At 62.5% G+C, this 19,373-nt stretch carries 27 protein-coding genes; 7 read left to right on the forward strand and 20 right to left on the reverse strand.

The window, feature by feature from the left end; genetic code table 11:
- Nucleotides 1-1,212: 1,212 nt before the first annotated feature.
- From A7X97_RS17325 to merR, 10 genes are all read right to left on the reverse strand, one after another.
- Nucleotides 1,213-1,974, reverse strand: coding sequence for an AbiU2 domain-containing protein (locus tag A7X97_RS17325; protein ID WP_111008240.1), 762 nt, complete (start codon nucleotides 1,972-1,974; stop codon nucleotides 1,213-1,215).
- Nucleotides 1,971-2,888 carry a hypothetical protein gene (locus tag A7X97_RS17330; RefSeq protein ID WP_061478918.1) on the reverse strand — a complete coding sequence of 306 codons (918 nt, stop codon included), beginning with the start codon at nucleotides 2,886-2,888 and terminating at the stop codon, nucleotides 1,971-1,973. The genes A7X97_RS17325 and A7X97_RS17330 overlap by 4 nt, the downstream gene beginning before the upstream one ends.
- Nucleotides 2,889-2,976: 88 nt before the next feature.
- Complete coding sequence (locus tag A7X97_RS17335; protein WP_044570520.1) at nucleotides 2,977-3,417, reverse strand: DUF6573 family protein; 441 nt, start codon at nucleotides 3,415-3,417, stop codon at nucleotides 2,977-2,979.
- Between the two features lie 263 nt (nucleotides 3,418-3,680).
- Nucleotides 3,681-4,154, reverse strand: coding sequence for a hypothetical protein (locus tag A7X97_RS17340; protein ID WP_061478919.1), 474 nt, complete (start codon nucleotides 4,152-4,154; stop codon nucleotides 3,681-3,683).
- Between the two features lie 25 nt (nucleotides 4,155-4,179).
- Entirely contained in the window at nucleotides 4,180-4,434 is a 255-nt protein-coding gene (locus tag A7X97_RS17345) for a hypothetical protein (RefSeq protein ID WP_061478920.1), read from the reverse strand.
- A gap of 359 nt (nucleotides 4,435-4,793) precedes the next feature.
- A complete protein-coding gene (locus A7X97_RS21770; RefSeq protein WP_125895662.1) occupies nucleotides 4,794-5,282 on the reverse strand; it encodes an ankyrin repeat domain-containing protein in 489 nt (162 codons plus the stop codon).
- A complete protein-coding gene (locus A7X97_RS17355) occupies nucleotides 5,275-5,634 on the reverse strand; it encodes a hypothetical protein (protein WP_111008241.1) in 360 nt (119 codons plus the stop codon). Before A7X97_RS17355 ends, A7X97_RS21770 begins: the two co-directional genes overlap by 8 nt.
- Nucleotides 5,635-5,655: 21 nt before the next feature.
- Nucleotides 5,656-6,480, reverse strand: a complete 825-nt coding sequence (locus A7X97_RS21775) for a hypothetical protein (protein ID WP_125895663.1) — start codon at nucleotides 6,478-6,480, stop codon at nucleotides 5,656-5,658.
- A gap of 3 nt (nucleotides 6,481-6,483) precedes the next feature.
- Complete coding sequence (locus A7X97_RS17365; RefSeq protein ID WP_111008242.1) at nucleotides 6,484-6,882, reverse strand: hypothetical protein; 399 nt, start codon at nucleotides 6,880-6,882, stop codon at nucleotides 6,484-6,486.
- 480 nt (nucleotides 6,883-7,362) lie between these two features.
- Nucleotides 7,363-7,770, reverse strand: a complete 408-nt coding sequence (merR, locus tag A7X97_RS17370; RefSeq protein WP_012480188.1) for a mercury resistance transcriptional regulator MerR — start codon at nucleotides 7,768-7,770, stop codon at nucleotides 7,363-7,365.
- 74 nt (nucleotides 7,771-7,844) lie between these two features.
- Between merR and merT the strand changes: the two genes are divergently transcribed.
- Genes merT through merA form a run of 3 tightly spaced genes read left to right on the forward strand, consistent with a single transcriptional unit; the run spans nucleotide 7,845 to nucleotide 10,191 of the window.
- Nucleotides 7,845-8,195: a mercuric ion transporter MerT gene (merT, locus tag A7X97_RS17375; RefSeq protein ID WP_019183730.1), complete on the forward strand. Its 351-nt coding sequence runs from the start codon at nucleotides 7,845-7,847 to the stop codon at nucleotides 8,193-8,195.
- 12 nt (nucleotides 8,196-8,207) lie between these two features.
- Nucleotides 8,208-8,486 (forward strand): mercury resistance system periplasmic binding protein MerP, encoded by a 279-nt coding sequence (gene merP / locus A7X97_RS17380; RefSeq protein WP_053506977.1) that lies wholly within the window; start codon nucleotides 8,208-8,210, stop codon nucleotides 8,484-8,486.
- 10 nt (nucleotides 8,487-8,496) lie between these two features.
- On the forward strand, nucleotides 8,497-10,191 hold the full coding sequence (merA, locus tag A7X97_RS17385; RefSeq protein ID WP_012480191.1) for a mercury(II) reductase: 1,695 nt from the start codon (nucleotides 8,497-8,499) through the stop codon (nucleotides 10,189-10,191).
- A gap of 82 nt (nucleotides 10,192-10,273) precedes the next feature.
- Here merA and A7X97_RS17390 read toward each other — a convergent pair whose 3' ends face one another.
- The 4 genes from A7X97_RS17390 to A7X97_RS17405 form a co-directional block, all read right to left on the reverse strand.
- Nucleotides 10,274-11,614 (reverse strand): ISL3-like element ISStma11 family transposase, encoded by a 1,341-nt coding sequence (locus A7X97_RS17390; protein ID WP_019183731.1) that lies wholly within the window; start codon nucleotides 11,612-11,614, stop codon nucleotides 10,274-10,276.
- 188 nt (nucleotides 11,615-11,802) lie between these two features.
- Complete coding sequence (locus A7X97_RS17395) at nucleotides 11,803-12,285, reverse strand: hypothetical protein (protein ID WP_061478924.1); 483 nt, start codon at nucleotides 12,283-12,285, stop codon at nucleotides 11,803-11,805.
- A gap of 58 nt (nucleotides 12,286-12,343) precedes the next feature.
- The gene (locus A7X97_RS17400; protein WP_061478925.1) at nucleotides 12,344-12,706 is read right to left on the reverse strand and encodes a hypothetical protein; all 363 of its coding nucleotides are present in this window, start codon (nucleotides 12,704-12,706) and stop codon (nucleotides 12,344-12,346) included.
- Entirely contained in the window at nucleotides 12,703-13,317 is a 615-nt protein-coding gene (locus A7X97_RS17405; RefSeq protein ID WP_241776755.1) for a hypothetical protein, read from the reverse strand. Before A7X97_RS17405 ends, A7X97_RS17400 begins: the two co-directional genes overlap by 4 nt.
- 413 nt (nucleotides 13,318-13,730) lie before the next feature.
- On the opposite strand from A7X97_RS17405, the gene A7X97_RS17410 reads away from it, so the two are divergent.
- Together A7X97_RS17410 and A7X97_RS17415 are read left to right on the forward strand one after the other, a co-directional pair.
- Nucleotides 13,731-14,084 carry a helix-turn-helix domain-containing protein gene (locus tag A7X97_RS17410; protein WP_082783312.1) on the forward strand — a complete coding sequence of 118 codons (354 nt, stop codon included), beginning with the start codon at nucleotides 13,731-13,733 and terminating at the stop codon, nucleotides 14,082-14,084.
- 96 nt (nucleotides 14,085-14,180) lie between these two features.
- Nucleotides 14,181-14,477: a hypothetical protein gene (locus A7X97_RS17415; RefSeq protein WP_143568383.1), complete on the forward strand. Its 297-nt coding sequence runs from the start codon at nucleotides 14,181-14,183 to the stop codon at nucleotides 14,475-14,477.
- Here A7X97_RS17415 and A7X97_RS17420 read toward each other — a convergent pair.
- Both A7X97_RS17420 and A7X97_RS17425 read right to left on the reverse strand, forming a co-directional pair.
- A complete protein-coding gene (locus A7X97_RS17420) occupies nucleotides 14,474-15,262 on the reverse strand; it encodes a DUF6988 family protein (RefSeq protein ID WP_054172066.1) in 789 nt (262 codons plus the stop codon). The genes A7X97_RS17415 and A7X97_RS17420 overlap by 4 nt on opposite strands.
- 12 nt (nucleotides 15,263-15,274) lie before the next feature.
- The gene (locus tag A7X97_RS17425; protein WP_235649996.1) at nucleotides 15,275-15,961 is read right to left on the reverse strand and encodes a uracil-DNA glycosylase family protein; all 687 of its coding nucleotides are present in this window, start codon (nucleotides 15,959-15,961) and stop codon (nucleotides 15,275-15,277) included.
- A gap of 385 nt (nucleotides 15,962-16,346) precedes the next feature.
- On the opposite strand from A7X97_RS17425, the gene A7X97_RS17430 reads away from it, so the two are divergent.
- Nucleotides 16,347-17,225: a hypothetical protein gene (locus tag A7X97_RS17430; protein ID WP_146260258.1), complete on the forward strand. Its 879-nt coding sequence runs from the start codon at nucleotides 16,347-16,349 to the stop codon at nucleotides 17,223-17,225.
- 144 nt (nucleotides 17,226-17,369) lie between these two features.
- Here the strand turns inward: A7X97_RS17430 and A7X97_RS17440 are convergent, their stop codons facing one another.
- The 4 genes from A7X97_RS17440 to A7X97_RS17455 form a co-directional block, all read right to left on the reverse strand.
- On the reverse strand, nucleotides 17,370-17,567 hold the full coding sequence (locus tag A7X97_RS17440) for a hypothetical protein (RefSeq protein ID WP_046272122.1): 198 nt from the start codon (nucleotides 17,565-17,567) through the stop codon (nucleotides 17,370-17,372).
- Nucleotides 17,564-17,743: a hypothetical protein gene (locus A7X97_RS17445; protein ID WP_046272123.1), complete on the reverse strand. Its 180-nt coding sequence runs from the start codon at nucleotides 17,741-17,743 to the stop codon at nucleotides 17,564-17,566. The genes A7X97_RS17440 and A7X97_RS17445 overlap by 4 nt, the downstream gene beginning before the upstream one ends.
- Nucleotides 17,733-18,101 (reverse strand): hypothetical protein, encoded by a 369-nt coding sequence (locus A7X97_RS17450; protein ID WP_061478930.1) that lies wholly within the window; start codon nucleotides 18,099-18,101, stop codon nucleotides 17,733-17,735. Before A7X97_RS17450 ends, A7X97_RS17445 begins: the two co-directional genes overlap by 11 nt.
- A gap of 222 nt (nucleotides 18,102-18,323) precedes the next feature.
- Nucleotides 18,324-18,938, reverse strand: coding sequence for an apurinic/apyrimidinic endonuclease family protein (locus A7X97_RS17455; protein WP_111008259.1), 615 nt, complete (start codon nucleotides 18,936-18,938; stop codon nucleotides 18,324-18,326).
- A 62-nt stretch (nucleotides 18,939-19,000) separates the two neighbouring features.
- Between A7X97_RS17455 and A7X97_RS17460 the strand changes: the two genes are divergently transcribed.
- Nucleotides 19,001-19,300 carry a hypothetical protein gene (locus A7X97_RS17460; protein ID WP_100443809.1) on the forward strand — a complete coding sequence of 100 codons (300 nt, stop codon included), beginning with the start codon at nucleotides 19,001-19,003 and terminating at the stop codon, nucleotides 19,298-19,300.
- Nucleotides 19,301-19,373: the final 73 nt, after the last annotated feature.

Raw genomic sequence — 19,373 nt, forward strand, 5'->3', positions numbered from 1 at the left:
GTTCCGCCCACGACGCCCCCACCGGTCACGCCGCCCGCTCCCCCGGTGAGCGTGACGCCTCCGGCTCCGCCCACTTCACCGCCGGTCACGCCGCCGCCGATCAGCACCACGATGCCGTGCCGAGAGTGGAGCGAGAACCGAACGATCAACTGCCCAGTGGGCCAGGTGGGCCAGGTGTTCCAACACCGCCGTCACCACTGCGGAACCGACCCGAGTGTTTACGAGGCGTGGGCTGGGTCCACGACGGCCGGCAGTTGGACCACGACCAGCAGCACCTGCACTCCGTGCCCTGCTCCCGAGACCCGCAACGTGGGATGCCCTGCAGGTCAGTTTGGCTCGATCGGCCAGCGGCGGACCTTCTCATGCACGGGCACCGGTTCGTGGGACGCTTGGACGCAAACCAACACCACCTGCGCGGCTTGCCCAGCACCTTTCCCACAAGCCGAAACCCAGTGGGTCGCCGCGAGTGCCGCTTGCCCGGCAGGCCAAAGTGGATCGCACACGTGGCAGGCCGAGCAGCGGCGGACCAGGATGGGGTCTTACAACTGCCCGGCCACCACGTGGTCGCTGCCCAGCCCGACGTTCACCACTTGGACAAATTGGGCGGAGACGGGGGTTCGTCGCAACGAGGCCAATACATGCACACCCAACGCACCACCCCCGACGTTTCCCGAATACACCGGGCGATCTTGGCATTCGTGGGGAGACGGAGGGCACTACGGCTGGGCGATCTTCTGCAACGCTCCCCGGACCCTGGCCGAGCTTCAAGCCACCTCGTTGGCATGCACCTGGCAATACGAAACGAACGACACCCCCACGTTTACGCCAGAGCCACCTGGCGTGACCCGCCCAACACCGGCTTTGGAAGCCTGTGTCTACGCGCTGCGCGCCAACTTAACTCCGATGCCAGGTTACGGCTTCGTCAACCACCCAGGCACCGCGGTTTGGCCGGCGGCTTGCTCGTGCAGCGTCGTGGGTCCAGGCGCGCGGTTCTACTGGCAAGACCTGGGAGCGAGCGACTGGGTGGGCTTTGAATTCAAATGCCCCTGACGGCAAAGAAGGCGGGGGGCATCCCTCACGTTCGAAGTGGCAAAGCTTCGGATCTCCAAAACCGACCGGAGGCAATGCCCTCGCACCAAGCGTGCTTTTCAGAAGGCAGGTGGCTTGGCCACCTGCGGCGGCTTCTGGGCTCTTCGCTGTTGTGCCTCGAAGTCAAACCCCAGCCAGGGTTTTCCACATCGCCTTGCCCTGGGCTTCGTGAACCGATGCGTATTGCTGTGGATCCCAGCTGGTCCCGGTCAGCAGCAGCCCCAGCTCTGCCACGATGGCCTGACAGCGATCGCCAAAAGCCAAGACCTCATTGAAGGTCAACCCAAGCGTGTTGATGTCAAACGCGCCAGGCTCCTCGTCCAGCTTGCGCATTTCCAGGTGGGCGTGGTGCTTGTCCCGTAGGGTCTTGATTTTCGCTGCCACGGGATCAGCCGAAAGGATCACCATTTCATTGGAGACCTTTTCCCAGCCATTATCGAAGCGCGAGTAATTTTCGTCCCGATCGCTATGTCTGAACTTCTCCTGGAAAACAGCCGAGCTTTCGGGCGGCAGGTCACTGATCGGTTCGTCGTGGAAGTGATCGAACATGCGCCCGTAGCGCTCCCGGTAGTGCTCCTTGATGGCTGGATCTGCTTGCAGCTTTCTCCACAGGTTGGTCAGGCTACCCGACCTGAGATCGTTGTCCAGAAAAAGCCGTGACTGATCGCGCACCAGGTCTTGCCCAAGAAGCGGAGCCAAGTGGTTCCACGCATTGGCGCCGGGGGTCTTATCCAATTTGGCTTTGAGCCCTGCCTGGATCGCGGGGTCTTGAATGAGTGGGGACAAAATGTGCCGGCGCTCGTCGAGGATGTGGCACTCCTGCGTGAGCACCCGAACGAATCCATCGATTTGGCGAATACGTTGTTCCAGTTCCTCAGGCTTCATTCTTGCTCCGCCTCCAGCGGCACCTGCTGGAAACGCACCTGCAGCCGCTTGATGAGCGCACGGGTTTCCGCGTTCGGAGCGCGCGTGGACACCAGCACCGCCTCCCCGTTGGGCACGTGGCGGATGGCCTTCTGCTCGGCCCGGAGAACGGCGCGGTATTTCACCGCTTGATAGACGCCTCGCTGGAGTTCGTCCTCCGAGCACTTGCTGGTTTTAACTTCCACCGCCAGGCGATGTCTTCCGTTATCGAAATGCGCGTCCAGTCGGTCACCCGAGCTCAACAACTTCTCGTTGCTCCCCATGGGGAAGTACCCAAAGTCCACGAACTCTTCGGGATGGCTGGCCACCCACGCCTTCAACGCTTTGTGCTCGTCGCTCTCTGGCCGCCCCCCCTCCTGGACTTTAGGAAGGGGAAGAGGCGCATCCGCTGCCACCTCTTCAACCGCCCCGGCGGACGGGGTCAGCATGGTGGCTCCCAGAGCGCGGGCGACCCGGTCCCAATTGGGATAGGTGAAAACGTCTTCCATCGCCTCTCGCAAGTGCGCACGGCGCTCTTCCTCGGTGTCCAGCTTCTTCCCCGCGAAGTAAGCTGGCGAGATGGTGATCGCCCCCTCGCCAGGGTGTTTCGTGTTCTTGTTGACGACGATTGCGTGGAGGGGCGGGATGGGTTCCTTCCACTGCTCGCTGAGCCACTGCAGGGCCTGGGCCACTCCCCCGGCGACGGTGCCGTAGAGGTCTTTGCGGGGTTTGATCTCGTGTCCGAAGGTGTCGTGCAGCTCTTGGGCCAGGTCGCTGTAGGAATGAGCTTCACCCTCCTGCGCCCACCGGATGAGGATGGGCAGCGCGTCCGGGATAACCCGGCTCCGCCAGGGTGTGCGTGCAAACTCCACCTTCGACCAATCGAACTTTTCCATCCTCTACTCCTCCCTTGTCGTCTCGCCATGGTAGCGGCGGGACCAGCACGGGAAAACGATGGGGGCCGATGTCCTGCCCCCTCCCTTCTCAATCCTCGTTGGGCAGCATGATGGTGACCACCGGCTCCAGGGCGTCCCCGGGCCCACACAGTGCTTTCAAGGTGACAAGGCGATGGGTCGACCGCGTCAGGCCAGACCCGGCCTCCGGGTGGGCTTCGTTTGACAACCAGTCGCCGGCGTCGGACAGAGCCACGTGGAGCTGGTAGTGGATCTCCGAACCGTTGCCCTGATGCCGCTTGATGGCGACGTGGAGCATAAAAAGCACATCCCAGAGCCGGCCGTCCACCGACTGGCCGCGCACCTCCAGTCCCGCGGGCACTTCCACGTAGCGTGCCCACGCAGCGCGGGTGATGGCCACGGGCAACTTGAAACCGGCTTCTTTGGCCACGTCGGACACGTCCACTAAGACGCCGTCCTCGATCGCCTGGGCGCGGGTGTAGGAATGGATGAGGTCGGAAGGCTCGAACATGTTGTTTCCTCGCTTGGTGAGTAATGGCCCGGTCCAGGGCATCCGGTGCGGATGTCTTGGAATGGGAAACCCACCGCCCCACCGCTCGGCGCGGTCAAGGGAGGAAATGGAAGGGCTGGCGCGGCCCGCAGCGAAGCGAGGACACGGGCCCTGGAATGGCCCTTGACCGGAGAAGCCGGGCGTTGGGGCCGCGCGCAGCGCACAGGGCTTGAATGAGGTGCCGCGGGCGGCACACCGATTCGGCGTTGAACTTGGGAATACCGTCAGGCCTGGGCGCAGGCCAGAGGGACCCGGTCCATCCAGGTGCTCTGCCCTGCCGATGCTTGGGCGGTGAGCGGGCCAAGGCCCTGGACAAACGTCAGGCGTGCAAGCTCGACGTCGCTCTGGGGCCAGTAAGGACCATCCGGCGAGAACACGAAGTGGTCCCCTTGAAGGGCCCCACAGGTGGTGCAGTGATGGGCCAGGTAGGTTTGCCCTGACGTTCGAGTAGTGGCGAAACGAAGCCAGGGCGCGTGGCCCGCCACGAAAGCGACAGTGTCCTCGTCCAAACGCTCGATGTAGCGCAACACGGCACCCTCCCCCTGATCCACCAGACCCTCGTCGTCGTGCTCCTCGAGCGAGGGCACCCAGATCGCGGCGGTGGGGGTCGGGGCGTGGCAGAAATGGCACTCGGTGTGGCCGAGCAGCAGGCCGTAGGCCGGAGCCTGAAGGGTGGATGGAGGGGCAGCGTGGGTCATGGAGCCATTTTGCCCTGCCTGGGTGTCAGCCGGTGAGACGAGCCTGCGCTGAATCATGGGTGTTTCGGAGCGTGCCCCGCTGTGAACCCAGCCACGCCATTTGCTTGTATTCGTCTTTGCTGAGCAACTTGGACACTCCCAGCCACTGCACCAGGTGGTAGTGCGCAATCGTTCGTGGGTAGCGCTGAATCCCCTCGTGCAACAGTTTTGGCAGGTAACACACAGAACCATCGCGGCGCTCGTATGCGTAATAGCGGTGGCGGGCGGCACGCGTGGTCATGGCGTTTCCCTCAGTGCGCCCAAAGGGCACGATCGATGCAGCGTTCAAGGCGCTGGGCCAACCTAACGCTGAAAGGAAGGGCGATGGGGGCAGCGATGGCGAGAAGAGAAAGGGTCATGTCGGCGGTTCCAGTCGGTGGGTAGAGCGTTGCGTTCTTCCTGATCCCAACGTAGACCGCCCTGGAAATTTGTCCACGGTTGTAGTGGACAGAATCTTGACAAAAAGTAAAAACTGCGGAGCTAAGGCCGCAGTTATTCCTAACATCCCTTCTCGCGCCGAAGGCGTCACCTGCTCTTTTCCACCGCTGCTTCTACAGATGCCGGCGCGCAGCGACCGGTGGCGGCGTTGGGCCGTTGGCTCTACAGCCTTGCCCGCTTTGCACTGACACTTCCCCGGGCTGCCCATGCATGCTGCAGGTGGACAGCACGTTGTTCGGCTTCCACCGTGGCCACCACGTGCGGCATCGCCGCCTTCAGCGATGGCGTGTTCCAGAACGGGCTGCCCCGGTGAGGGTTGCCGCCCAGCCGCAACAGCAGCAACGCCGTCTGTTCAAGTCGGCTGCGCTCGTCGGCGTCGTCGCTCAGCTGGTAGTCCGCCGCCAGCTTTTCCAGCGGGCGCTCGCACCAGTGGTTCCTCTCTTGAGGGTGCGCACCAGCTTGCAGGAGGGCTTCGACGATGCGGGGCCAGGCAAGTGCGGAATGGAGCGCGGGACCTTCGTTGAGGCGCCACGCGTTGGGGTTGGCGCCCTGCCGCAGGGCCTGTAGAGCGCCGAAAAGGCTTCCCTCGACGCACGCGTGAATCAGCTCAGCGCTCGGACTTCCTGGCGGTGGTGGGTGGCGGTCAGCCATGGCGGCTGCCCCGAACCTGGTTCCGAATGAGATGTCCTTGGACGTAGTCTCGGATGATCTGGCGCACCGCTTCTGCGGTGGAAATCCCAGCGTTCACCGCGCCCTGCTCCACCGCCTCCAAGACGCTGCGCTGCAGCGGAAGGTAGGCCAGCCGCACGTCCCGTTCCCCACCCAGCCGACGCTTGCTCAGTGGGTAAGGTTTGGCGGCATACATGGCGAGCACTTGGCGCACGGCTTCGTTTCGCGTGACCTGCACGCGCGCGGCGGCCGCCTGCAAGCGCTCCAGATCACGGGAGTAGCCCCGGGAGGACGGAAGGGTGGCCAAGTCTGGGGAACGGACGGGTTTAAGCACTTCTCTTTCCTTGGACGGCGGTCACAGACGCACGCGCTGACGGGGAGGTTCCAGGGCCGCCGCCGGAGCTGGCGCTTGGCTCTGGGCCTCTTGGCGCGGGTTCCACACTTCCCCACCGATGATCATGCTCGGGCCACCTGTAGCAGGAAGGACCTGCGAAAGCCTGGCTTGCTTCGCTGCGGCGTTGAGCGCACGCGCGGTGTCCTCCTGCATGCTTTTGGCTTCGTAGATCACCGGCCCCTTCAAGTGGCCCTGCGCTTCGTCCACAAGGGCGGCAAGGGTTCGACCGAACTTTGACTTTGGCCCTTGGTTGCGAGCATCGACGTCCCAACGCTCGATCACTTCGAACGCCTTCTCGTGACGGTGGCCAGACTTGTTGAGCTCGCCAAGCGCCGCTTCAGCGTCTTGCACGTTGAAGCGAATGGCGGAGAGCTTCACCGGGTGCGCGTAACCACCACCACTCGATGCCGATTGCGTGATGGCGACCGCTTGGTTTCCGTCGCTGACGAGGTGATGAATTTTCATGTCGATTTCCTTGGTGGTTTTCGGAAGGCGCGATTGCCCATCCACAAATTCAAGGTAGATCGCACTGGAGTTTTGTCCACGACTGTAGCGGACAAAATCTTGACTAAAAGCAAAAACTGCGACACTGAGGCCGCACTTTTTCCTAACATCACTTCTCGCGCCGAAGGCGTCACCTGCTCCTTTCCCACCCCCGCTTTTACAGAAGCCGGCGCGAAGCGACCGGCAGTGGCTCTGGGCTTTGTTTTTTTCAAAAAAAAAGCCCCCTGGCGGGGGCCTTAAAGGACATTGGTTGTTCTTACGCGAGTATTCTTTTGTCAGCACGTCTCACTCCGCGCACTCCACGTCGATCCATTCTTCATCGAACCATTCGTTCAGCGTCGCCAGGTCTTTGACCTTGCAATTGGTGCCGTAATCCGACCCTTCGATGTCGAGCCCCACTTCATAGAGGAGCTCCCCGTCCTCTTGACGCTGCACATTGACAGAGACGGTTTGCTCAGCCAGCAGCTCGTCGTCTTCGCGTCCCAGCTCTGCCCAATTGCGGTTCAGCAGGAAAGCCAGCAATGCGTCTTCAGCGGAAGACTGGAACGCGGGATAGCCCGCCGCGCCGGTCGAATAGGTATACCCAGACAACTGGTCAAACAAAGTGCTGGCAGCGGCATGCGCAGCTTCGTGAGCTTCCTTGACGGTGATGGTGTCGTTTGTGATGAGCATCGTGTGGTTCATGGCGAGATCCTTGTTTGTCGGTTGGCACTATTGCCTTCCCATGTATCCAAGGTAGATCGCCCTGAAAATTTGTCCACGGTTCTGGTGGACAAAATATTGACTAAAATCAAAAACTGCGGAGCTAAGGCCGCAGCTTTTCCTAACATCACTTATCGCGCCGAAGGCGTCATCCGCTCTTTTCCTACCCCCGCTTTTACAGAAGCCGGCGCGAAGCGACCGGTGGCGGCACTGAGCTTTTCTTGGCACAAAAAAAGGGGTATCCGGATTTTAGTGTGGGAAGACCGCACTAGCCCTTCTTGTCTGACAGCTCTCGTTCGGTAGGTTTCTGGTATCGCAAGGCTTACGCGCTTTTAGCCTTCAGTGTGGGCTTTGTCTGGCGCATGTCGGTGCAAGGAAACAATCAGTGGCAGGTCACCTTGCCCCCGGCTCGAACTGGGGTTTGAGGCGCAGTGGAACGGAAAACCGGGTTAAGCCACGCGCCTAGCTCCCGTGCAGAGAATCGATCAGCGGGCACGACACAGTGCCTCGCTGCGCATGGCACTCGTTGACCAACCGTGACAGCACCGCTTCGATTCGCGTCAGGTCCGCCATCTTGGTGCGCACGTCGGTGAGCTGGAGCGCAGCCAGCTCGGCGGCTTCGCTGCAGTGAGTGCCGTCCTCAAGCTGTAGGAGTTGGCCGACTTCGTCCAGGTTGAACCCCAGCCGCTGGGCGGATTTCACGAAACGCACCCGCGCCACGTCCGCCGATCCGTAGCGGCGAATACTGCCGACGGGCCGACCTGGTTCTGGCAATAACCCCTTGCGCTGATAGAACCGGATGGTCTCCACGTTGACCCCAGCGGCCTTGGCGAAAGCCCCGATGGTCAGTGTTTGCGGATCGTTCACCATCGCGCTTGACTCCGTACTTGACTACGGAAGTAACCTTAGCGCATCACGCAACGTCTCGGAAGGAGATCCCTCACATGGCAGACCCCAGCAACGGCCGCGGTGCACTGGCCGCCGGTGGCCTCGCCGCCATCCTCGCCTCGACCTGCTGCCTCGGTCCGCTGGTGCTGATCACGCTGGGTTTCTCCGGCGCCTGGATCGGCAACTTGACCGCGCTGGAACCGTACCGGCCGATCTTCATTGGCGTGGCGCTCGTGGCGCTGTTCTTCGCGTGGCGTCGCATCTTCCGGCCGGCTCGCGCCTGCGCGCCGGACGACGCATGCGCCGTGCCCCAGGTGCGGACGGCCTACAAGGTGATCTTCTGGATCGTCACCGCCCTGGTGCTGATCGCGCTCGTGTTCCCCTACCTCATGCCCCTGTTCTACTGAAAGGAGATTGCCATGAAGAAACTCGTCGCATTGCTCGCTCTGACCGTTGCCCTCAGCGCTCCCGCCTGGGCCGCCACCAAAACCGTCACGCTGTCGGTGCCGAGCATGACCTGCGCCACCTGTCCGATCACGGTCAAGAAGGCGCTGACCAAGGTCGAAGGCGTCATCGAGGCCAAGGTGACCTGGGAGCCCAAGGAGGCGGTGGTAACCTACGACGATGCCAAGACCACTCCGGCCGCGTTGACCAAAGCCACCGAGAACGCCGGCTACCCGTCTACCGTCAAGAACTGAGCGCACGCTCATGACCGAGGCGATCACGCTGCACATCGATGGCATGACCTGCGGGTCGTGCGCCGAGCACGTCAAGCAGACCTTGGAAAAGGTGCCCGGCGTGCGTTCGGCCTCAGTGTCCTACCCACAGCGCCGGGCCGAGATTGAGGCCAGCGTAGGTACCGCCGCGGACGTGACCTCGCTGGTCGCGGCGGTATCCGCACTCGGTTACCGAGCGCAGCTTGCCGATGCGCCGGGGCAACCCAGCGACCTGCTGAACAATGCACAAGAGCGGCTGGGCGGCGAACCAAAGCGCGAGGACGATGAGGCTGCACTGCACGTGGCCGTGATCGGCAGCGGCGGCGCGGCGATGGCGGCGGCGTTGAAGGCCGTCGAGCAAGGGGCGCGTGTGACGCTGATCGAGCGCAGCACTCTCGGCGGCACCTGCGTCAACGTCGGATGTGTGCCGTCCAAGATCATGATCCGCGCTGCCCACATTGCGCATCTGCGTCGCGAGAGTCCGTTCGATGACGGCATTGCCGCCGCCTCGCCGAAGATTCTGCGTAAGCGCTTGCTGGCTCAGCAGCAGGGGCGCGTCGATGAACTGCGCCACGCCAAGTACGAAGGCATCCTGACGAGCACCCCGACCATCACCGTGCTGCGCGGCGATGCCCGATTCAAGGATGCGCACACGCTGACCGTGGCAACCGCTGACGACGGGATGCGCGAGGTGAGTTTCGACCGCTGCCTCATCGCCACCGGGGCCAGTCCGGCGATTCCACCGATCCCGGGCTTGAAAGACACGCCCTTCTGGACGTCGACCGAAGCGCTGGCCAGCGACACGATCCCCGATCGGCTGGCCGTGATCGGCTCGTCGGTGGTGGCCGTCGAACTCGCGCAGGCCTTTGCCCGGCTGGGCAGCAAGGTGACCATGCTGGCGCGCAGCACACTGTTCTTTCGCGAAGACCCCGCCATTGGCGAGGCCATCACGGCCGTGTTCCGCGCCGAAGGCATCGAAGTGCTGGACCACACCCAGGCCAGCCAGGTCGCCTATGAGGATGGGGAATTCGTGCTCACCACCGAACGCGGCGAACTGCATGCCGACCGGCTGTTGTTCGCCACCGGCCGCACCCCAAACACCCGCACGCTCAACCTCGACGCGGCCGGTGTGGTGGTCAATGCGCAAGGCGCCATCACCATCGACCACGCGATGCGCACTACCGTGCCGCACATCTATGCCGCCGGCGACTGCACTGACCAGCCGCAGTTCGTCTACGTCGCGGCGGCGGCCGGCACCCGCGCTGCAATCAACATGACGGGTGGCAACGCGACGCTGGATCTGACGGCGATGCCGGCGGTGGTGTTCACCGACCCGCAGGTCGCCACCGTGGGCTACAGCGAAGCCGAAGCGCACCACGACGGTATCGAGACCGACAGCCGCACGCTGACGCTCGACAACGTGCCCCGGGCGCTGGTCAACTTCGACACGCGCGGTTTCATCAAGCTGGTTTCGGAGGCCGGTTCGGGACGACTGATCGGCGTGCAAGCGGTAGCCCCGGAAGCAGGCGAGCTGATCCAAACCGCAGTACTGGCGATTCGCAACCGCATGACGGTGCGAGAGTTGGCCGACCAGTTATTCCCCTACCTGACGATGGTCGAGGGGCTGAAACTCGCGGCACAAACCTTCACCAAGGACGTAAAGCAACTGTCCTGTTGCGCGGGGTAGTGGCTGGGCCTCTTACCTATGCTTCATCGGCTGAATCACAAATTCAGGCTGAAGCGCCGCCTCTTGCACAATGGGCTGAGGACTATTCGAAATACCCCTCTTCGAGTAGCCGCGCCAGCGTCGGGAGATAGGGGCCGTACTCGACCACGCGCGTGATCTTCTTCTTGCGCGTTGCCGCCGTGGTCATCCGCTGGAACACGAAGTCCGTGGTCATTGGGTCGTCGTCATCGACCAACACGGTTTCGATAACCGAGCCATCCTTGCGCGCCTTCTTGTCGTAGAGCATGCGCGCCCGAAGCACCTCGAAGCTGTAACCCCTGCCCATGCGGTTCATGTCTTTGGCCACTCGGTTGACTGACTCAGTATAGGCATTGGTAATCGGCTGCTCGAAGTAGGCGAAGATTTCGTCGTGCCAGTTGTGCACGGCGGTGGTCAGGTCCTTGAACGTGGCCGCCAATTCGGTCGGAATATTGGCCTGCCACTTCGCGCAGGCGGCTTCTGCTGCTGGGCGGGTCTTCTGATCCCAGATCGACAGAAATCCTTCCTTGAGCGCGTGGGCTTCGCTTAGGAGCGGGAACTGTTGGAACCATTCCCGCATCCGGTCCATATCTCTCCCTGTCAGGTCGTGCTGCCGCTTGAGCAGCAGGAACCGCTCGTCCTTGAGTTTGAGGCGCTGCCGGGTGGACAAATCCTTGCGAATGCGCTTGCGCAGCTTCTCCAGCGCGTCGTTCGCCATGCGCTGGATATGGAATCGATCGACCACGATCCGGGCCTGTGGCAGCGTGGCGCGCACCACCTGCCGATAAACGTGGTACATGTCCATCGCCACCCACTCGACCGAGTCCTTGTCCCGCAGGTCGCGGAAATAGGGCATCAACTCGGCTTTGGCCCGGCTGGGGCGGATATCGAACACGGTCTTGCGCTCGACGTTGGTGATCATGGCCCGGTACTGGCCGATGATCTTGAGCTCGTCGATACCCAGCACCCGCGGCGTCCGGAACTGGGTCTTGGCCTCGACCTCCTCGATGAAATCGTCGAAGACGTGGCGGACCGTCTTTTCGTCCACGGCTACTTCCCGGGCAAGGGCCGCAAAGGTCTTGGAGAAGGACTGGTCGCGGATATAACGCACCAGACGCGCCGTGGCTTGGCGTTTTCCATCAAGGTCCGCCACAGGCTCAAACAAGGTCTTGGTGCAGCTTGTACAGCGATAGCGACGGCGCTGGATGAAGATCACGACGGGTTTGCCGTGCGTCGGTGTGTCCTGAAACGACTGTTCCTGTGAGCCGTGACCATGCAGGCGTCCGGTCTTGCACAGCGGGCAGGTCACCCACTGATTGACGCCTTCGGCCTTGACGACGTAACTGTCCTCGCTGGTCAGGATTTCAAGCGTCTTCAGGCTTCGCAGCTGGAGAAAGTCCGTCACTCAGCACCTTGGGCGAACCCACACTGAAATCCGACTTTTACTCTAGCACATCCGCTCAGCCGTCCAACACCAAAATCCATTCTTTGAAAGTGATAGCTACAAAGACCCAAGGAGCCAGAACCCACACCAGATTCCGGATACCCAAAAAAAGGCCCCCTCGCGGGGGCCCCAAAGGACATGGATTGATCTTACAGGCTGGTGGAGCGCCAAAGCTTGCCTGCGATGCCACCGACGATGAGGGCCACCGGCATGAGCGCCGTCAGAGCCATCGGGGGCACGGAGGTGAAGAAGTTTCGCTCGCTCTCCTCCAACCCCGGGTAGAGCAGGCCCACAGCAACGCTGGCCAGCTGCAGGGCAACGACGACGAGCAAGCCCACCAGGGCGCCCTTTCCAAAGCCACCTTTGGGCGGCGAAACCGGGAGCCCGCTGGCCCTTGCCGCGCGCACGCGGGCCGCTCGCCAGTTCAACACGTAGAGAATCGCCAGCAAGAGCAGCACGGCTGCCCCACCAGCGGCTGCCAGGCCGGCCTGCCAGCCGTAGCCCTCGTTCTGGCCGATCTCTTGGGCCCCGGCAAGAAACAGCAAGCCCGCTCCCCCAAGGATCACAGTGGCGGGGGCCAACAAGCCCCACTGCATGTGACCGCCGGGGGTGTGGTGAGCGTTGTAAGACATGGGACCTCCTTAAAGTGGTGTTCCTCAATGCATACCGCGATTCCGGTCCTTGGCAAGGTCAGCCCTTCTTCTGGGCTCCGGCCGGCACCCAGCCGGTGGGCTGCTTCTCAAAGACGAAGTCGTAAGCCGGCGGCACGGGGACGGGATCGGGCTTCAACTGCTGCCCGCCCTGGAACCCGACCACGTCCAACGTTCCACCGGTCACGCACGTGGCACGCTGGGGACCAGTTGAGGTGCAATCCGCGGTGAGGTCTTTCCAACCCCGGACCTCGATTCGTTGGCCCATTTCACTGGAGAGGTTGGCATTGGCATGCGCCTCGTAAGCGTGGGCGACTTGTTCGATGGTGGGAAGATCAGCTTTGCTGCTGCAGGCAGCCAACCCTGCGGTGATCAGGCCGAGGGAAACGAGGGTTGCTTTCATGCCGGAGCTCCTTGCGTATGGGTCAAATCAACGTCGATCGTTTCATCGCGGTATCCGAGCCGAACCCTCTCTATCGTCACGTCCATCTTTGGCACCGTTCCCTCCACCCAGACCCGGTTGACGGAGAACACCACCAAATCGTCGCGGTAGCTGCGACCTTGTCGCGCCAAGTTCGCGGCCTCTTGGGCGTCCATTCGGATGAGCAGATGGAAGCGGCCGGCGTTGGGTGGGCTGGACACCCCCGTGGAGGTGCGGTGAACCCACGGCACAAAGCCCTTGCCGGTGACGCTTTGTCCCGCCGCGGACACCTGAGGCATCGGGATGAATCCTTCCAGCACGCCACGGTCGGCCCGATAGGCGACATCGCCCAGCGCTTGGAACGTGGGACGAATCGCAAACCGTCGGATGGCCTTGAAGCGCTGCAGGCGCGCGTCGAAGGCCGGGCCATAACGGCGCTCGATGGCAGCCGGATCATTGCCCGAGACACCGTTGGCGCCGTGGGCCTTCGTGTCCATCAGCCACCATTGCCTCAGGCACCACTGGCGCTTGTCGGCGTCGATCCGATAGGCCGAATGGGCCATTGCCAGCAGCTGCATGTCGCAGGTGTCCACGCCCCCGCCTCCGACAGCCGTCACTCCGGCCCGCAGGTGTTGAACCCCTTCCAAGCCTTCCTGATCCAGGTCCCAGTAGGTCCCAGGCGGCTCAAGGTAAGGGCTCCGCGACCTATCGCTGACCACCTTCGGCGTGCCTTGGATGGCTCGGCCGATGTGGCGAAGCAGGTCCGATCCGGCCCTCGATTGTGCCTGCGCTCCAGCCGCTGCAGTCAGGGCAAACGCCCCGATCAGCACGGTTCTTCTGACCCTCTTCATGGAACCCCCTGTTCCCACCAATAGATTTGGGATCTTGCGGCCAACTTACGTGGCACGTAGAGTCTACCCGGGGCGTAGCCTCTGGGTCATCCTGTCCGCATGCCTGCATTGCATCCGTTCAGCCCGTGACTGCCGCCCCGCCCGCTCCCCGAGCCGTGGTTGCCGCGCGTTTGCGCCAAGCCCGCGTCCTGCGGGGCTTTAGCCAACGCGAGGTCGGAGTGCGGATGGGGATGGACAAGGACGCTGCGTCGGCCCGCATCTCTCGGTATGAATCCGAGGGCATGTCGATCAGCCTGGAAGCCCTCTTCGAGCTGGCCCAGGCCTTGGAGGTGCCCCCGGCCTATCTCTTGGCGACCAGCCCAGCGATGGCCGATGCGATCTTGGCTTTGGGCGAGCAGAGCGTGGCCCAGCAGGAACGTTTTGCCGAACTGCTGGGCGTTTTGGGTGAGCTGCCGGCGAAGAAGCGCAACGCACTCATCGAGCAACTGTTACCGCCCGTCAAGGATTAGGGCATCGGCGAACAAGGACGAATCGACCCCATGTGGACATGGATCACCCACCTCTGCCGCCGCAATAGGACGGAGCCCACCCGGTCCGCCATTGCCATGGCCACACTGATCGAACTGAACATGCTGGAGCTCAACGCAGCGGAGGCCCGCAACCGCGTTGAACTGGACCCACCGGGGCATGAAGCAGCACTTCTTGAGAGATTCAAGGCATCGGCCCAGCTGATCCTCAACGAAAAGCCTCCATCCGACGCCGCAGACTCAACCTGGGAATCCCTTGGCCAGAAGGCACGCCGCCTAAACCGAGGATTCGCAGACCTCCGATTGCAACTCTCCCCGCCAGCGATCGTTGGTGGGGATACAGAGCGGCACGACAATACGCGTCCGGTCCTTTAAGGCGGCCAGGCCAGCTCTTCCATGCGGGCTTTCCTCCGTTGCATGTAGTGCAACATCCCGCTGGCGCACTGCTCAACAACGGGGCTTTCCTCAAAGGCCCCAACCCCAACCGCCGTCAGTGCTGCAATGACGCACAAGTTGGTGGTGGCCACCGCGTTGACGGTGGTCTGAAACAGAATGGCTGCCGGCACGTGCGCCCCGATCTGTCCATTGGGATCTTGATACATCACCCGAATGGCCTTCCCGCCATGGACCAGCCCGCAAAGAGGGTCCCACGAATTGGTCACCGTCCGAGCCAGCTTCTGAGGCTCATCGTCCTGCCCGATGCGTGCAATGGCCTGCTCCACGTCCGCGGCCAGGTCTTTGAGGGCAATAGCCACCCACTTTCCTTTCTCGTTTTTCCTTCGAGGGCCCCGATCTTCCTGGAGAAAGTCCGCCAGCTGTTCGTCGTCGGCAAGGAACTGGACAAACACCGCCCGCAGGAATTGCTCAATCTGGGAGCGGTGCATTGCCAAGGCCACCGCTGGAAGATCGATGGGATGGGTTTCCAACAGGAACAGCAACGCACGCCCGTAGTCCATCGAGGCCCTCAACAGTTGGAAAGCCGCCCGGTGACGCTCGCTGCCGGCGGGAACAGTGATGCGGGCCATGCAGGACATGTTCGATTCCAGGCTGGCCTTGGCCTCTCTGGCCTCCTGTGCGATGTCCAACGCCGTGGGCTGCCGCGTGGCAGCACGCGGCTCCAGCGCATCGCGGATCGCATCCTTCAACGAATTGTGCGTCATATCCTTTGCCCTTCATTCGCGTATTTCAAAAGATGCCTCAGAGCTGCGGCACGATCTTCCCAGCAATCTACGTTCCAAGATGGATGGTAGACCCAAGTCATCCACGCCCCCCCCGTTGCCATAATCGAGAGACCATACGTGGCGCTCCTCCAGATAGCGCCGCCTCCTGCCCTCGGAGTTGGCATGGCGAGCCTGGAAGGTAGGCTGGTCCGACCGCTTCCCGTGATCGAACATTCGCCAAGCGGTGCGGCCGAGCACCAGAATCACCTCTGGCCGGAGCAGAGGGAGGATCACCTCTACCAACAACTTCCCGCCTTGACTGAAGTCGGTTCCTGACGGACGGTGTCCAGCTCTCTTGCCGGCAAAGCGCTGGGACAAGTTGCAAAATGCGACGTGCTGCCAGGCGTGGGCGGCATCCACAACATTTGGGCTGCTTTGACCAGTCAGCAGGCGATCCAGCTCATCAAAGAACTTGCCACCACCTGTCCTCTTGCAAGTCTCCATGTCGCCGAACGTCTCGCGGGTGAATGGACGAGTGATAACGGGGTCGTCGGTCCACCCAGCCTCCCGGTAGTGGGACTCGCCCAGTAGCAAGACGCGGCGCCCTTCAACTCCCTTCCAGTAGCCGCGGCCGACGTAGGGCACGAAGGCCACCTCAGCCGGCCACGCTTCCATGTTCAACTCAGCCGGATCATCCATGCCATTGACCTTCGTATGATGGTGTCAGGCTACTCCACACCGTGCTGCCACGCAGCTATTGCACGCCATCCCATGCCATCCCATTTTTCCGCCACATTTAGCCGACAAAAAGCTCTTGCATACCGCTCGCACGTGCTTTAACTGTATGGGCCTTCAAGGATCCTGCGGAGGCCCCATGACAACTCACCATGGCTGGCAGGCGTGCCGCGCATGCCATGCACCAGGACTTGATGTGCGTGTGGAGGGAGGCTGGCACCTCCGTGCCAATCCCGGCTACTGGGGAACCAGCGTCCCTAAAACCTTGGTCCTGGGGTTTTCCAAGGGGGCCACCCAAATTGCCGCCGCCCAACACGGGAGCTTCGATGGGGTCGCCTTCGCGGGTGCTATGCGCCCTCGCCTCGCAGCTGTATTGCACGAGCTTGGGATCGATCTGGGTGGGCAAACGATCAACGACGCCCTGACCGCCGAAAGCCGCCACATGGGCGCCGCCTCCTTGGTGCGCTGCGGGTTGTCGGTGATGGACAACGGCAAGCTGGTCAGCAGTGGCACCATCATGCCCAAGGCCATGCGTTCGTCGTTGCCTTTGGAAGCCATGAAAACATGCGTGGCACGCCACCTGGACCCGTTGCCTGACAGTGTGGAGCGCGTGGTCTTGTTGGGGACCACCGATGCCTACATGAAGGGGGTCAAGGCGCTCATGCGCCAGCAATTCAACGACTTCCAAGAAATCAACGAGGTAGCCTTCAGCGCCCAAGGCCGGACATGGGTGTTTGCGTCGCACCCCAGCCCGGCCAACGGGACCTTTCAAGCCTGGATCGACGGTGACACCGCCACCGAACCGGGCCGCAAGAAGCAGCTGGCGCGCCAAGCGTTGGGTCACAAGGCCCCAGCGCAGCCCCTTTCAGCTCCGCCTCGCCCGGCACCGGCACCGATCCAGCGTGCCACGCCGCCTGACCCGATTTCACCAGCTAGGGCGTCCAACGGCGACCGTTTTGCCCGAGCCTTCCACCTGGTTCGCCACGATGGAAGGGTGATCGTCGCGGTGCGGATGAGGGACCGAGACACGGGAAACGTGGCGTTCCGGGTGGCCAAAATGGGCAACACCAAGGATGGCCAGCGCGAGATCCACGACGAAGCTGAGCTGTTGCGCTTGTGCGAGAGCGGGCAATACCAAGTGCGCGCCCAACCGTTGGACAAGTCCACACCGGCCAACTTTATTCGGCCGCTGCGAAACCACCGGATCGTGAAGACCCCTGCCCGTTGATCGCCGCACGGCGCGCCAATCCCTCGCAAAGCAACAAGCGAACCATCTCGCTGACATGCAGCCCCTCCCGGGCTGCCGCCTGTTCCAGCCGGTCTTTCAGCTCCTGTGGCACGCGGACGGCCATCTGCACGTAAGGTGGCCGGCTCACGTGGACAGCCTCGCCAGGGTGAGCACCCACGCCAGCACTAGCCCAGCCAGGATTTGGGCACGCAAGCGGTAACGCACACGAAGCGCCCCGCTGGCGTGCCGTGCATTGACCCAGAAGATGCCAGCCAGGCCCAACACGGTGGCCAGGAACGCTGCAGCCAGGACGGCGGCCAACACCGCGCCCACGGTGGTCATGCCAGCGCCCCTGCCATGGTGGCCAGGACGAACCACTGTCCAGCGATGAGGCCGTAGCCGATGAGCAATCCCTCCAAGCCCGCCCAGCGTTGGCCGGGGGTGCGCAGCAGCGCCGCGCTGTCGTTGAGCAAGGACCACCCGGAGAGGATGGACAGCCACTCAAAATCAATGGTCATAGCGGTCATAGATCGAGCCCTCCCCTCCAGCGGAATTGATGGTGGAGGGCAACATGACCTCCTCGTTTTTCACGCGTCCGAACACGCTGGCAAACACGTCCAACAGCGAGGTGCTTTGGGCCGCGTCCCGTTCGGCCTGGCGCGCATACTCGTCCAACCCAGACGGGAAAACCTGGCGTGCGCCGTTGACGGCGCCGCGCAACCCGCTGGCGTTGGGCATGCTCGCCCCAAAGGTGCGGTTCCACGTGTCGGAAAACCGGTCCAAGCCGTCCATGCCCATAAACAGCAATCGCGCCAGCACCAGGACAACCACGGCGTTGACGACAAGCCGCTTCGTCAGTCTGAATCCAATGAACATGTTCCCCCCTTTCGTTTCGTTGGTCGGTGTCAGACGCACGCATCGCGAACGTCATACGTTTGGGATACACCGACACGCGAAACCCACAAGGGGGTTATTTTGACTAAAGCTAAAAATTGGGAGAAAAGCCCGATCACGCTGCAGGCGCGGCTGCACTTGCCCGTCAGCCGGCGCTCGACTGGGGCATTGCTTTGAACGGTTCGACTGACGAAATTGGCAGGGCTAAATCGGGCCCAAGTCTTTGACCACCGCCTGGCCAGGCTTCAAAAAGCCCAATAGCAACCGTCCGCCGGCGACGGTCCGCCTCATGCTGGCGTTGAGGTATCGAGCCTGGAGCTGCGCTGCCACCAGCAGCTCCTGGGTGGCCATGCTGGGCGGCCGCTCCCTGAGCGGATCGCCGGGCGACGCCAGCTGTCCTCCTATGGGCTGGACAACCGCTGGAACGGTCAAGTCGTGCTTGGCATAGGCCGTGGCCATCATCCGGCCGTTCTTGGGCGACCAACCACCCAAGACCAACTCCGTGGTGCAGTGTTCCGCCGGCAACCCAGCCTCGGCAACGGCCTTCATGTAGTTGGGCCAAAGCTGATCGATCACGAGCCCGAGCTCAGCACTCAGTTGCTCCATCGTGAAATCGGCCCGAAAACTTGCCTCCAGGCACAGTTGGTAGATGCGAAGGAAGAACTGGGCTGACCCACGGGTCGCCAGCAACAGTTGGTGCTGGGGAATGAGGAGCAGTTTGGCTCCCGCCGAAGCTTGTCCGCTGTGCGCGTTTTCGGCCCATGTGTCCACGGTCACAACCAGCTGGTTGGCACTCAGCAGAACGTTGAGGATGCTCATCGCAAAAGTCTGGCGGCTTTCTGCCACTATCGGGCCTCATCTCCCCCCTGTCGAGCCCGATCATGGCCCAAACCCTAGAAGACCTGGCAGCGCGATTGGATGCCTGCGAAGTCGATCTGGAAGCCCATCGCGGATATCTCAAGGCGTTGGAGTATGGGCTGCGAACGATCATTGCCAGCCACCCGAGCCCCCAACTACTGCCTGTCGCTTGGAACATGGCTCTCGCGGGAATGGCCGACGCCCATGCCGGCCACCAGACGCTCACCTACAACACGACCTTGCAGCAGGGGCTGCAGGCGTTGACTCAACAATTCAATGCCCTTGGGCAAGGGCGCGACCGAGCATCCAACTTTCTTGGCTGACTGTCTCGGGGGGCACGCAATGCCCCCCCCACTCAGTCCACTTCACTCACCTGCCGGCTGAAGGCGTGGTGTT

This window comes from Stenotrophomonas sepilia (genome assembly GCF_003244875.1).
Lineage (GTDB): Bacteria > Pseudomonadota > Gammaproteobacteria > Xanthomonadales > Xanthomonadaceae > Stenotrophomonas > Stenotrophomonas sepilia.

What these genes read in the sequence shown, in the direction of transcription:
- A7X97_RS17455 (WP_111008259.1), bottom strand. Translation starts at nt 18,938, where the DNA reads ATGAGCATCCTCAACGTTCTGCTGAGTGCCAACCAGCTGGTTGTGACC.
- A7X97_RS17400 (WP_061478925.1), bottom strand. Translation starts at nt 12,706, where the DNA reads ATGAAAGCAACCCTCGTTTCCCTCGGCCTGATCACCGCAGGGTTGGCT.
- A7X97_RS17395 (WP_061478924.1), bottom strand. Translation starts at nt 12,285, where the DNA reads ATGTCTTACAACGCTCACCACACCCCCGGCGGTCACATGCAGTGGGGC.
- A7X97_RS21770 (WP_125895662.1), bottom strand. Translation starts at nt 5,282, where the DNA reads ATGGCTGACCGCCACCCACCACCGCCAGGAAGTCCGAGCGCTGAGCTG.
- A7X97_RS17335 (WP_044570520.1), bottom strand. Translation starts at nt 3,417, where the DNA reads ATGTTCGAGCCTTCCGACCTCATCCATTCCTACACCCGCGCCCAGGCG.
- merP (WP_053506977.1), top strand. Translation starts at nt 8,208, where the DNA reads ATGAAGAAACTCGTCGCATTGCTCGCTCTGACCGTTGCCCTCAGCGCT.
- A7X97_RS17430 (WP_146260258.1), top strand. Translation starts at nt 16,347, where the DNA reads ATGCGCCCTCGCCTCGCAGCTGTATTGCACGAGCTTGGGATCGATCTG.
- A7X97_RS17325 (WP_111008240.1), bottom strand. Translation starts at nt 1,974, where the DNA reads ATGAAGCCTGAGGAACTGGAACAACGTATTCGCCAAATCGATGGATTC.
- merT (WP_019183730.1), top strand. Translation starts at nt 7,845, where the DNA reads ATGGCAGACCCCAGCAACGGCCGCGGTGCACTGGCCGCCGGTGGCCTC.
- A7X97_RS17445 (WP_046272123.1), bottom strand. Translation starts at nt 17,743, where the DNA reads ATGACCATTGATTTTGAGTGGCTGTCCATCCTCTCCGGGTGGTCCTTG.
- A7X97_RS17450 (WP_061478930.1), bottom strand. Translation starts at nt 18,101, where the DNA reads ATGTTCATTGGATTCAGACTGACGAAGCGGCTTGTCGTCAACGCCGTG.
- A7X97_RS17460 (WP_100443809.1), top strand. Translation starts at nt 19,001, where the DNA reads ATGGCCCAAACCCTAGAAGACCTGGCAGCGCGATTGGATGCCTGCGAA.
- A7X97_RS17365 (WP_111008242.1), bottom strand. Translation starts at nt 6,882, where the DNA reads ATGAACCACACGATGCTCATCACAAACGACACCATCACCGTCAAGGAA.
- A7X97_RS17440 (WP_046272122.1), bottom strand. Translation starts at nt 17,567, where the DNA reads ATGACCACCGTGGGCGCGGTGTTGGCCGCCGTCCTGGCTGCAGCGTTC.
- A7X97_RS17340 (WP_061478919.1), bottom strand. Translation starts at nt 4,154, where the DNA reads ATGACCCACGCTGCCCCTCCATCCACCCTTCAGGCTCCGGCCTACGGC.
- A7X97_RS17425 (WP_235649996.1), bottom strand. Translation starts at nt 15,961, where the DNA reads ATGGATGATCCGGCTGAGTTGAACATGGAAGCGTGGCCGGCTGAGGTG.
- A7X97_RS17420 (WP_054172066.1), bottom strand. Translation starts at nt 15,262, where the DNA reads ATGACGCACAATTCGTTGAAGGATGCGATCCGCGATGCGCTGGAGCCG.
- A7X97_RS17415 (WP_143568383.1), top strand. Translation starts at nt 14,181, where the DNA reads ATGGCCACACTGATCGAACTGAACATGCTGGAGCTCAACGCAGCGGAG.
- A7X97_RS17345 (WP_061478920.1), bottom strand. Translation starts at nt 4,434, where the DNA reads ATGACCACGCGTGCCGCCCGCCACCGCTATTACGCATACGAGCGCCGC.
- merA (WP_012480191.1), top strand. Translation starts at nt 8,497, where the DNA reads ATGACCGAGGCGATCACGCTGCACATCGATGGCATGACCTGCGGGTCG.
- merR (WP_012480188.1), bottom strand. Translation starts at nt 7,770, where the DNA reads ATGGTGAACGATCCGCAAACACTGACCATCGGGGCTTTCGCCAAGGCC.
- A7X97_RS17330 (WP_061478918.1), bottom strand. Translation starts at nt 2,888, where the DNA reads ATGGAAAAGTTCGATTGGTCGAAGGTGGAGTTTGCACGCACACCCTGG.